Here is a 12,506-nt window from a genome sequence, read left to right as displayed (position 1 = left end):
GAGGCGTTTGATCATGCTACGTACAATGATTACTGCAACAAATACAATGGGGCAATTACAACATAAACTAGATACAATTAGTAATAACATCGCCAATAGCAATACACTTGGCTACAAAACACAAGAAGCTACATTCAATGAACTGCTTTATCAGCAATTTAATAATGATAAACAAGATCGTGCTGACCGACAATCACCTCTTGGCATCCGTTATGGTGCAGGTGCAATGCTTGGACAAATCCAATCAAATCACAAGCAAGGCTCCCTACAAACAACAGATCGCGATCTTGATTTTGCTTTCACAAAACCGAAGCAATATTTCAATATTTTGATGCCAGATGGTGAAAATGGCACAAAAACAGTGTATACTCGTCAAGGTGACTTTTATTTGTCACCATTAGATAATGGAACAGTAATGGTTGTAAATGCAGATGGATATCCATTGGCAGATTCAACAGGACAAGCTATTACATTACCAAGTAATGTGAAAAGTATCGCTGTACGCAATGGCGGCGTTTTGGAGGCAACAGAGCCGAATGGGGATATTATTCGTACTGATTTAGCAGTGACAGAGTTTCAAAAGCCACAGCTAATGGAGCATATTTCTGGCTCTTATGTTGCATTACCGAATAACCTCGCTCAGCTTGGATATACACAAGCTGAAGTTGTCACTGAATTACAAGGAGCAAATCGTCAGCAAATTGGCATGCAAAACGGTGCGTTAGAAATGTCAAATGTAAATCTTTCAAAAGAAATGACGGATTTAATCCAAACGCAGCGTTCTTATCAATTCAATGCAAGAGCGGTAACTTTAGCAGACCAAATGCTTGGGCTCATTAATGGTATTCGATAGTAAATCCGTTAATACTGTTTAGTAAGGAATGAAGAGGAGTACAATTTATGACAAACGATTCACGTCGACGTTCTGTGCCGACACAGGAAACCGATACGCCACCAGAAGAGAAGGAACAAAGCTCAAATGGAGAGCAACGAGGGGTTCGATGGGTGCAAATACGGCTGATTCCGATTTGGCTACGCGTTGTACTTGTTCTCGTCTTAATCGTTGTTGCCGCAATTGTAGGTGCAATAGTTGGCTACAGTGTTATTGGTTCAGGTAATGCCATGGATGTTTTCAAAACTGAAACATGGCAGCATATATTTGATATTATGAATGGTAAAGAATAATATTATTCTTTACCATACTTTATGTTTACATATTTATTGATCTGCATTCAGTAGGCAGCTACTGAATAGAGGAACTCATCCTGTGAAAACGCCAAGGCGAAATTGATATTTAGGGGGAAAAGAAATGTTAACAGCAGAGCAAATTCAAGCAATTTTACCACATCGTTATCCATTTTTATTTGTTGATCGTATTGTTGAATTAGAAGAAGGGAAGCGTGCAGTCGGTTTAAAAAATGTCTCTATGAACGAGGACTTTTTTAATGGGCATTTCCCAGGCTACCCTGTAATGCCAGGCGTTTTAATTGTAGAGGCGCTAGCACAAGTTGGTGGAGTAGCATTATTAAATGCAGATCAATTCAAAGGTCGTCTAGCTTTCTTGACAGGTATTGATAATTGTCGTTTCAAGCGTCAAGTAGTACCAGGAGACCAACTTCGATTAGAAGTAGAGTTCGTCAAACTACGTGGAGCAATGGGCAAAGGTCACGGTGTGGCAACAGTCGATGGAGAGCTAGTATGTGAAGCTGATATTCTATTTGCTATTGGACCTGAGCAGCCAAAACAGGCGTAATTTGCAATTATAGGTTAAAAGATATAAAATAATTATGTCGAATAATGACCTTACTGTTAATTAATAGATTAATTAAGTTCTTAAAATGCGATAGCATATATGCGATTGTAAATTTGAAATACATGTAATTTTAGGTTTTTTTAAAACGTAGGAGGATTATATAGATGTATAAGGAATTGTCTTCAGGTGTTAAAATTAGCATTACGCGTTCGATTTCAACATCTTTTGAATCATACTTAACAAGTATTGATTGGAAAGAAGAGCGTTTTTCTATGGAAGACTTCATTACTAGCTGGCAAACTTATTTTCAAGAAAATGCCGCATGGATCGAAAAAATCCCAGCAGATGTTTTGATGAGTACTGAATTCCATGAAGAAATGGCGAAGAAAATCGATGAAGTAATTGCAAAAATTTTAAATGAAGAACCAACGGCTAAGCAAATCGAAACGATCGAGGCCTTGCAAAAAGAGCTAGGTACAAATTATAGCTACAACTGTAAAGCTGAAGCAGCGTACATTGAACAATTGTTAAAAGAAAAACAAAAATAGTTTTTACGAAAATCGGATAGTTCCCTCCTTTCCCGGGCAATCTATGTAGGATCACAAATGCACCTATTGTATTTGCTGACATAGCACCCAAGAAAGGAGGTTTTTTTATGTGGAAGATGTCATTTTTAGCCATCATTCTTGCTACTGTATTCCTTGGAGGTTGTAACTGGGGAAATAAAGCTGTTGAAGAACGACCAGCGGAGAATGTAAAGAACGACGTTCAACGAGGTGTTGATAAAGTCGAAGACGTTGTAGATCCAGATAGAAAACATGACGTTTACAATCGTGACGTGAATGGTACTGTTATGCCTGAAGCTACAACACCAGGAACAACAGCACCAAGAACAAACACTGACTTAAATGGTACAAATGGTTACAACAACGTACCTAATGCTAACGGCGTAGATAGAAATGGCAATGTCATTAAAGAAAAAGTCGTTGAAGAAAAAGTAGACGTTCGAGAGAATAACAACATGAATACGCGATAAATTAAAAAAGAGTGCTTCCAATAATGGAACACTCTTTTTTGCATTAGCTGAAAAAATAGTGAACACCGCGGATATGAAGGGTGAATACTTGAACGTGAAAGTGAAAGCGGAGATCCGCACGCAAAGGATAAATATCTGCGAAAAGGAAGCGGCCCTGCGCGCAAAGATCAACTAACTCAATATCGCTATGGTTATAACGTTTAAAATCATTATCAAAGAATGTAAATACAACAAAATTAAAGACATATATCGAAGGTTATGGCGCGAATGGATTATACGTTAGTTATACGTCAGCTTATGAGAATAAATTTGGTAAACGTGAAGCTGATCCAATTCATGATGATAGATTTGCAAATGGAGAAGCATGTACGTGAACCGCCGAAAATATTATTTTGGACTCTTTTAGTAAAAGACTATGCGCTGGATTATTTTGAACGTTTAAAGAGGTAAATGAAATTTGTAACAATCCATTTACCTCTTGCTCCATTTAAAAATTATTAAATTGTAAAAGTGGTTCTGTTAGGTTTCCGTTTGTAACGAATTAGCATTCCTTATCACCAACTGACTTGTATTTCATTAGCTCACATCCTTTCCGGTAAAAAGAAAAAGCATCCTCAAAAAGAGGATACTTTTATAAATATTTGATAGCTGTATTTACGTATAGTTACTGAACAATATGGAACTAATCTATAGTAAGTTTTTAATTATTCTTATCCAACCAAAGATTGAGGTCCAAAGAATAATACTTAGTATTAAGCCATTAAAGGCTCCGATAAAAAATCTATTTTGCACATCTACCACTCCTTATGGTTTAAAGGATTGGTAAATAGAAAAGTTATTAAACGCCTTCTGCAGTGCCAGCCGAGTTTTTTTAACGGATTTTTTCTAGACTTAGTCGCACAAATTCATACGAAAACAAATTTTGAGCAGGCGCCGAAAAACAACGACACCACTGAAAATAATTGATTCTAGCATATTACCTCTGAATCTAAACAATCATCGGTGGCCTGAATTCAGCAAAATAAAATCTGGTGTGAAGCTGTATTTACACCTTGTTTACTTAGAAAACGGCTATTCTTATCCAGACACAACTGTACTGACAAATGGGAAAGAACATAATCGTGGCCAGCTAGAAGTGCTGGTTGATGACAAAGAATGCATGTACGTCTTTGACCGTGGTTACTTGGATTATGAACGATTCGACGCATGACAGATGACTTTCGCTTGCGAAAAACGCGGTAACACGAGTAGTAGAAACCTTTAATCTCTCTGAAAATTCAACTGTATTTTCGGATAAAATGATTCTAATTGGGACCACGCAAAATCGTGCTGAAAACCTGTTTCGTCTCATCAAAAGCGAATAAGTTGTGCATAACCAAGTGTACATCGCAATGATTGTCTACTGCTTAAACGTACTGGCTTGGCTGAATACAAATAGCACACGAACGTATTTACAAATTAGTCGTTATTTAAAAGCAGCATCGTGGAAATCGGCACATAGTGGGCTTCGAAAAATCGAAGGAAATACCGTACCATAAAGGTTTTCGAGTTTCTGTCACCCTTGTAAAAAAATGAAAAAAAGGATGTTCACTATCTCTGCTTAAGTGTCTTCATTTTTCTTCAAAAGTAGCAGAATTAAAAAACAGAAAATTCTAATATTATTTATACGACGTTAGTGAACAAATATAAATTTATAAATTTATTTCCTCATTCTTATTAATTACATTTTTTTTGATTCTCTTTTTCAAATAATTCTCTAAATATTTCCCTAATTTAATCGCATTTTTTTCTACTATTTCATACATTACACTTGATATTGCAAAAGTAAAAATTATAGCTATTAGACATACGCTCCATAAAGGCATTATATCTGAAAATATATACATAGCAGAGGATAACACAACTATGTGAGTAAGATATAAACTATAAGATATTTTCCCGAGGTAATTAATAATCTTGTTATTTAATAATCTAGAAAATGTTCCTGAAGAAAGTGCTGAGATAATTAAAATACAAGCTCCAGCAGAAATAAACCAAGAATCAATAACAGTTCTATAAAATGGATGAAAATCAGGGATAAGTAAGTTTAATACAAAAGATGGGTGAGCATAAACATATAATATTATCCCTATAAAGAAAAATAGAATTTTTAAATTTCTAGATAAATTTTTGTAACAATTAATCAAATATTTTCTATGTTTTGCAAGAAGTGCACCCACAATAAATAGTGCTAAATAGTGTATAGAAACAAACAACTCAGTTCCTAAATATTCTGCACCTGTTAAGAAAACGAAAAATACACTTATTATTGAACAAGAGAATGCTAAGATAATCCCTTTGACAGAATCTATTCTTATTAAAATTAACAACACAAAGGGAAAAACAAAGGAAATACGCATTTCATGCACTAAAGACCAAACAACTACGTTTAAATTACTAGAAAAATTTGTGACTAAAAGTAAATGATTAACCATTTCTTTGAAAGTAATTTTAGTATCCCAAAGTCCATTAAACCAATCACTTAAACTAGCGATGCGACCGTCATAAAAAAGTTCTTTACATACAAATGCTAAGCAAATTGCGAAAATGTAAGGCACATAGATACGACAAACGCGTTTAATTATATAAGTATTATAAGTAAATGGCTTTTTTTTATAAAATGGTAGTGATAATACAAATCCACTTAATATAAAAAACAACATTACTGCTTCACTACCTGCAACAAATACTCGGAATGGTCCAAATTCAAATAAAACAAGTGCGTAAAAACTTAGATTAAAAATTAGTAAAATATGACCTAAAAATACTGCTAAAGCTGCTAAACCTCTAAGAGAATCTAATTCTTCATAACGTCCTTGAGTAGGTTTCTCCTCTACTCCCTCATTTTTCTTGCTGTAAATCACCATTGCTCCACCTTCTCCTACCTAATATACTTAAAATAATATTTACATAATTAGGAGTCAAATGCTATATTTATTTTATTATTCTTTAATAAATATACATAGGTGAACAACTTTTGTACTGTATATTTACCTATACGCGCAAATTAATAATTAATGGATTGCTGACTTTTTGTCCACAGAACAAATAGGGATATATTCCTTCAATGCTCTATTCTATTAACTGCGGCGTTGGAACAATCACTACAAATTGTATTTGTGTTATTCGCACTTTTGCTACTTGCCCTTGAAAATAATTTTTATTGACTCGCTTCATAGCCCACATGTTTTAAAAAAATCTGTTTACTTATAACACCTCCAATATAGATAATATCGTGTTTTCTAATTCAGTAATACGTTCTTCAGCTGGTTGTTTTGGTTGATTGTTTAATTCATCGATTTCTGATTGTTCCATATCCTCAACCCACTCTGCACCGATCCACCTAGGTCTATATAATATCCATTAGGTGGATCTACCTTGATGTAGTGTGTACTATTTGATTCTTCAACATATATATCTTTAATGTAGCGTTTATACCTACCGTGACTACTACTACTAAGTCATTGGTACTAAACCTAATACTCCCTAGCCATCCGTTTAACAACGTGCCTTTGTGTCTTACTTACCTTTTTATCCAACGCTATTTTTAACCCTGCTGGATGCACCGCTCTTGTGTCATCAGTGCCTACTGTTGTTTCTGATGCAGTAGCTAGTTCCACATGACCTTTGGTTGTTTCTGTTGCAATTTGGCCAAATGTGCAATAACTTCAGTTTGCAATTCAACTACTTGTTGATGAGTTTCTGTTAAATCAGCTGGCGGTCTCGGAGACCCTTGTTCTCCTTAAATACATTTTAAGGATTCAATCCATTCTTCCATTGTTCCTACGAATCCATTCGCTATAGTTAGTTCATATGCTGATTTACCCAACCTGTCCAATAAAAAAAACGATGCAGAAATTTGCATCGTTAAATCAAGCTCAATCATTTTTTAGTTTTGGTCGTTCTTTCATATCGTGTGAGAAGCGTTCCAAAAGCTTATCTAAAGAAACTCCTTCAGCTAATAGCTCGGCTAGTAATTGCTCTGCATATTTTGAGCGTTTTATTTTTAACGTCCCTTTTAAAAGTACAGAGATGTGTTCGCCAATTTCTTGAACGTTATGTACGATCACTTGGAAAGGAGCAGGCTCATTATCTGGAGATGAAATAACTGCACGTACATTAAAGACAGTAACATTCGCTAAAAGTTCATCAAAAGTTGAACGATATTGTCGGTCCATAAACAGTTCAAGAATCCAAGATTGATGGCTGTTTTCCTGGTTAATAATTATACCATCGACTAAAGGAAACGGTTGTATGCCATCTTTTGTGACAAGGTCAAAGGAAAGCATTTTAAATGTTTTCATTATGTAATATCCTCCTAAGTCGGTCATCCTTTTTAGTATAACATATTCAAATCACCCTTGTTGACGATTGGCAGTCTGTTCGCACATTGTACAAAAACAGCGAAATTGCATATTTCAACAATTAGCATTTGCTATTACAGCCAAAAGCATTCGAATCGAAAAATGATTAAATTATTGAAAAATAAAAACCTCAATATAACCAATTTATGATTAAAAACTGAAGGAAATGATAAATATCGACTTTTGCCAATGCTAGAACCTTTCTTGTAAGATGAGGGCAATCAAAAGTAAAGGAGGTGAATCGATGAACCAAGTCGGACTGGTCGGAAGGTTAACAAAAGATCCTGTGTTGCGACACTTATCAGGAAATCGCGTGCAAACAAATTTTACGCTAGCCATTAATCGCAATTACAAAAACAGTCGCGGGGAAGTAGATGCTGACTTTATTCTATGTTCAGTTTGGGGAAGGCTGGCAGAGCATATCGTCAAATATTGCGGAAAAGGCTCATTGATTGGGACAAATGGCCGTATTCAATCAAGATCATTTGTAAATGAAGCAAGCACAAAGGTTTTTATAACAGAAGTAGTCGTAGAAGATGTCCGATTTTATCATCTTAAGCCAAGGGATAGTGATGAGGCTATTGTGCCACCAAAGCCACCTGACGGGCAGGAAGGCTTAAAGGATTTTGTGCTACCTGAAGAAGTACAATTACCAGTAGTATAGCAAGTGACAAGTTGTCTGATCAGCCATTCTCCTGTATTACTTACACTAAGAAAGGAAGGATGTATACCATTCATTAACGTAGATCATTGCTGAAGACCGCACAGCAATGACCATTTTGACACAACTAAATATTAATCTGAAGTAAGTAGGGAAGAAGTAACAACATTAATCCACCGAAATTCGCGAAATTAAAAAGAGCGCCAAGAGCATTTTTGCTCTTGGCGCATATACAAATCAAATTTTTAAAAATCAAGCATCATTAAATCACGAAGTTCATGATCTTCTAATTCAGTTAACCACTGGCTTGATTGAATGAGTTCTTCGGATAATGCAGATTTCTGGGCCAGCATTTTATCGATTTTTTCTTCGATTGTACCGATTGTAACAAACTTATGCACTTGCACAAATTGTGTTTGCCCAATCCGATATGCACGGTCTGTCGCTTGGTTTTCAACGGCAGGGTTCCACCAGCGATCTGCGTGTAATACATGATTTGCAGCCGTTAAATTTAGCCCTGTTCCACCTGCTTTTAAGGAGAGGATAAATATCGGGAAATCGCCTGCCTGAAAAGCCTCTACTAAGCGGTCACGCTGCTGCTTAGGCATTGCACCTGTTAAGAACGGTGCATCAACATTATATAGTTCACTAAAACAATGCTGTAGTAATTGCCCCATTCCAATATATTGTGTAAAAATGAGGCACTGCTCGCCATTGTCCACGATTTCAGCAGCCATTTGCACGATACGTTCTAATTTTGTAGAACGAGTTAGCATTGTATCGGCATCCTCGAAAGGTTCCTTTAAATACAAGGCAGGATGATTACATAATTGCTTTAATTTACTAAGCATCTTTAAGACGCGTCCCTTTTTTTGAAAGCCTGTTAATTGCTCCAGCTGATCGAGCGTCTCTAATATATAACCTTCGTATAGAGAGGCTTGCTCAGTTGTTAATGGGCAAAACTCATGAGACTCTTGTTTATCAGGTAAGTTAAGCTGTAAGTTTGGATCACGCTTTGTGCGACGAAGCAAAAATGGTTGGATTTTTGCACGTAGCTTCTGCTTATGTGACTCCGACTCATCGCGTTCTACCGGTAAAATAAATTCTTCGTTAAAGCGACCGAAGCTACCTAAATAGCCCTTATGGATGAAGTCAAAAATAGCCCATAGCTCCGATAATCGGTTTTCAACCGGTGTACCTGTCAAAGCAATATGATGCGTACCATGTAATTTACGAATAGCCCTTGACTGTAGTGTTTGCATATTTTTAATATTTTGAGCTTCATCTAGGACAACTGCTGCCCAATCCACTTCCTGCAAAAACTCAGCATCCTGTGAGACCGTGCCGTAGGTAGATAAAATTACATGTGGTTTTTCGCTTGCTACTAGCTGTTTAAAATCATCCTCTTTTGCACGATTTGCCTGATAATGCGTATGCACAATTAAGGAAGGAGCAAAGCGAGCTATTTCCTTTTGCCAGTTACCTAGTACTGACGTAGGACAAATGATGATGGATGGCTTAGTATCCGCAGTCGTTTCATTAAGATGAAGTAAATATGAAATGAGCTGAACTGTTTTACCAAGTCCCATATCATCAGCTAGACAGGCGCCAAAGCCTTGTTCACGCATGAAGACAAGCCATTCAAAGCCCTCGTGCTGATAGGGACGTAAATCAGCTTGCAAAGATGTAGGAACCGCAACTGTTGGAAGCCCTTTTTTCTCCTGTAGCTGCTCCATATAGGATTTAAGCGATTTTTGCAGTTCAAATGCAAAAATCGGGTCATCTCGCATTGCATCATCGGCATCTTCTTCTTCAAGAGGTAAGGATAAATCCTCTGGTAGCTCACGGAATAGCAATTCGCGAACGGTCCAGCTTTCATCTTCTGCTTGCTGCATCAACGCACGCATTTCGTGCATCCAGTTCGCATCCACACGAAACCACTCTGTCCCAATACGAATGAATTCACGTTTCTCATCCACAAGCTTTTTAAATTGCTCAGGTGAAATGGACTGTCCATTCATAGAAAACTGCCATTTGAACGTTAAAATATCATCTAGTCCAGCAACCTTCTTAGTCGCAACATTGCCAGTACTTACACGAACACGAAGTTTTGATTGTTTTAAATCCTTTAGCCAAGCCGGTAGTACAACGTCAAAGCCGAGTGCCTGTAATCTAGCTAAATCCTCACGTAAAAATGTTCGTACTTCTAAATCCTCAAGCATGATACGGATGAAAATATCGCTACGTATATCTTCAATAGAAAGAAGATCTACAATTTGTGCTTGTTGTTGTTCAATAGCATCAGCAAACATTTGCCATTTCGCTGGTAGAGCATCAACAATTGGTAATGACTGCTTTCGCATAGCAGGCGTCCAGTAGTTTTTGGTTGTAGCCGTACTCAGTACCGTTTCTAGAAGCCACACATCTGAATCTTCCTCAGGTTCACTTAAGCGTAGGGAGACAGTCACTGTACCTGCCTGTCGTTCCTGCTCTAATGGCCAGCCACCACGTAAGAAAAATGGTAATAGCTTTGGTAAATCAGACAGTACAAGACCTGCTTGGGCAAGCTTTTGCTGCACGGCCATTTCTAATAATGCCGTATCTATACCGTCTATAGGGAATGCTAGTGACGAAAAATCATCAGCAATGGCAGCGTACGACCAGAGCGAGGGCTCCTGCCAATACGTTTGTAAAGCTGAAGCTTTTTCTAGCCACACCTGACTCTCTGCGTCCACACCGATCCATTCAATAAAAGGATGTAGATACCGCGGTGAAAAAATATCTAGAAGCTCAGAGGTTGAGACTTCAACGGTAAGATCCGTACGATTGCTTAATAGACCATAGACATTCGCTTCATAGTTTAAAAATAATGAAGAAATAAGTGAGTCTGCATCCACTGTTGCACCGCCAGCAGTAAAGCCTTGTATCGTAAAATATCCTTCCTGGACTGATTCAATACGAAGCTGTAATTTTTTTGAAAACGGGGAAGGAGCATTAATAGTCATCATACTAAGTTTCCTTTCTCAATTTCTTCCTGTAATGCACGCAGGCGTTTAAACTCTGCACGAATTGTTTGCATATATGTTTCAAAATAAGCGGTTTTGCCAGCACGTTTTGCTGCACTGCGCATACTTTTCCAAATTCGTACAGCCTGCTTATAGTTCATACGTGATTTTTGCGTAATTTCAGACATGGCATATAGATGATATAAGGGCAATACTGTTGCAGGAGCAACTTGTAGCACATCCTTTAATCCACACATTTCTAAATAAGAAAGGGAGGAGAGATTTAACTGGTGAAGGGCTACCCATTCACGATAACGTCCCTTTTTAATAAGAAAGAACGAAAATGGTTGAAGCCCGTAAACACCAAATGCACTATATAATGTAGTTTCCTCTTCCTCCGTAAGTGGTATATCTTCGTACAAAAGTTGAAATTGGTGTACGTATTGAGCTCGCTTTACAACTGGCACCGTTTGCTGTAAAAAGACTTCGGCAAATGGTAGCATCGCACGTAAAATGATTGACTGTGCATGTGACTCGCCAGCACGCTTTGCAAAAATAGCAAGCTCAAATAGGTCCTGCATTCGCTGTACATCAATCTGTGCAATGCTTTCCTGCAATAATTCCTCTTTTTGCAGCAGTACATAAAATAGCAGTTTTAATGACTGTAAGGAAATCTCTGATGAAGGATTTTCCAGATTATTTATAAGTGCTAATTCCTGTTCTCGCCGCGGCTTCTCATAAAAAAGTACAGCCCAAAGCAGCATATAAATTTGTAGTCGATTAGCAAACAATCCTTGTCGTTCCAATAAAAACTCTCTGATTAGTTCCTGAAGCGCATCATAAAATGGGTCAGTGGCAAAAAGTCGTGATCGACCAGTTAACTCTGTCAGTATACTCTCGAATGATTGAACACTTTGATCAATAAAATATTTCATATAAGGAGAATCCACTGAATGCCCTTTTGTTTCATTTACATGACGCCATATTGTATTAAAGATGGATAGCTCCATGAAGAGCTTATAAAGTGGCTGCCACTCACGCTCAAAGGGCATGTGTCGTTGAAGTCTCTCCAAAGCATCAGTTCGTATAGCAGAAAGGCCATAGCCTTCTAAAATACGCCCGGGCGGCAATAAACGTTTCATTATTTCATTGACCATCAATTGCCAACTTTCTGGACTCCGCTCATCTGCTAATGATTTTAATTGCACTGATTTTTGTGCACGCCAAGCACTTGACCAATCTTGCACAGAATCAAAATACTGATAGAGGGCAAGTAATGCGCCAACCTGATGTCTACACCATTTCAACTGAGGACAGTTACAGCTCAGCTCCTCTTTAGCAAAATCAATTTCTACAGAAGCGGGTCTGACATCCTGTACGCTTGCATATAATATAGAACTTGCTCCATTAAAACGTTCAAAGACAACTGATTTATTCCGCACCGAAAAAACAGCACGACGCACTAGCTCCTCGTCTTCAGTAGAGGAAGGATGTAATGCCTGTTCAGCTTCCTTTAATTTCGTAAAGACAAATTCTTGATGTTCCTTAGCTAATTGGGCAATAGACAATGCCATAACCTCACTCCTTTCAGTGGACATTTAAGTATGAAGGAAAAAAGACTGTCCTTCCATTATACGACTAAAATACG

General features: G+C 37.4%; 10 protein-coding genes and 1 pseudogene. 7 read left to right on the top strand and 4 right to left on the bottom strand.

The features are described 5' to 3' along the window. Positions 1 to 13: 13 nt before the first annotated feature. The 6 genes and pseudogenes from ACB089_RS21660 to ACB089_RS21635 form a co-directional block, all read left to right on the top strand. On the top strand, positions 14 to 853 hold the full coding sequence (locus ACB089_RS21660) for a flagellar hook-basal body protein (protein ID WP_068986215.1): 840 nt from the start codon (positions 14 to 16) through the stop codon (positions 851 to 853). 47 nt (positions 854 to 900) lie between these two features. Continuing rightward, positions 901 to 1,185, top strand: coding sequence for a DNA-directed RNA polymerase subunit beta (locus tag ACB089_RS21655; protein ID WP_374963876.1), 285 nt, complete (start codon positions 901 to 903; stop codon positions 1,183 to 1,185). A gap of 124 nt (positions 1,186 to 1,309) precedes the next feature. Continuing rightward, complete coding sequence (fabZ, locus tag ACB089_RS21650; protein WP_368636188.1) at positions 1,310 to 1,753, top strand: 3-hydroxyacyl-ACP dehydratase FabZ; 444 nt, start codon at positions 1,310 to 1,312, stop codon at positions 1,751 to 1,753. A gap of 164 nt (positions 1,754 to 1,917) precedes the next feature. Next, the gene (locus tag ACB089_RS21645; RefSeq protein ID WP_374963875.1) at positions 1,918 to 2,301 is read left to right on the top strand and encodes a hypothetical protein; all 384 of its coding nucleotides are present in this window, start codon (positions 1,918 to 1,920) and stop codon (positions 2,299 to 2,301) included. A 107-nt stretch (positions 2,302 to 2,408) separates the two neighbouring features. Continuing rightward, on the top strand, positions 2,409 to 2,789 hold the full coding sequence (locus ACB089_RS21640; RefSeq protein WP_374963874.1) for a hypothetical protein: 381 nt from the start codon (positions 2,409 to 2,411) through the stop codon (positions 2,787 to 2,789). Between the two features lie 840 nt (positions 2,790 to 3,629). Next, a pseudogene (locus ACB089_RS21635) lies at positions 3,630 to 4,327 on the top strand (IS4 family transposase); the annotation flags it as partial. 153 nt (positions 4,328 to 4,480) lie between these two features. Here ACB089_RS21635 and ACB089_RS21630 read toward each other — a convergent pair. Next, entirely contained in the window at positions 4,481 to 5,695 is a 1,215-nt protein-coding gene (locus ACB089_RS21630) for an acyltransferase family protein (RefSeq protein WP_374963873.1), read from the bottom strand. A 1,011-nt stretch (positions 5,696 to 6,706) separates the two neighbouring features. Further along, positions 6,707 to 7,132: a YwpF family protein gene (locus ACB089_RS21625; protein WP_374963872.1), complete on the bottom strand. Its 426-nt coding sequence runs from the start codon at positions 7,130 to 7,132 to the stop codon at positions 6,707 to 6,709. A 304-nt stretch (positions 7,133 to 7,436) separates the two neighbouring features. Here ACB089_RS21625 and ACB089_RS21620 point away from each other — a divergent pair, with 304 nt between their 5' ends. Further along, the gene (locus ACB089_RS21620; protein WP_374963871.1) at positions 7,437 to 7,856 is read left to right on the top strand and encodes a single-stranded DNA-binding protein; all 420 of its coding nucleotides are present in this window, start codon (positions 7,437 to 7,439) and stop codon (positions 7,854 to 7,856) included. 242 nt (positions 7,857 to 8,098) lie between these two features. Here ACB089_RS21620 and ACB089_RS21615 read toward each other — a convergent pair whose 3' ends face one another. Together ACB089_RS21615 and ACB089_RS21610 are read right to left on the bottom strand one after the other, a co-directional pair. Then, the gene (locus ACB089_RS21615) at positions 8,099 to 10,861 is read right to left on the bottom strand and encodes a DEAD/DEAH box helicase (RefSeq protein WP_374963870.1); all 2,763 of its coding nucleotides are present in this window, start codon (positions 10,859 to 10,861) and stop codon (positions 8,099 to 8,101) included. Further along, entirely contained in the window at positions 10,858 to 12,432 is a 1,575-nt protein-coding gene (locus tag ACB089_RS21610) for a hypothetical protein (protein WP_374963869.1), read from the bottom strand. The genes ACB089_RS21615 and ACB089_RS21610 overlap by 4 nt, the downstream gene beginning before the upstream one ends. Positions 12,433 to 12,506 lie beyond the last annotated feature (74 nt).

This window comes from Lysinibacillus sp. RS10 (assembly GCF_041956855.1).
In the GTDB taxonomy this organism is placed as follows: Bacteria; Bacillota; Bacilli; order Bacillales_A; family Planococcaceae; genus Lysinibacillus; species Lysinibacillus xylanilyticus_A.
Note: the sequence above shows the minus strand (reverse complement) of the source record. Positions and strands in the feature narration are given on the sequence as shown.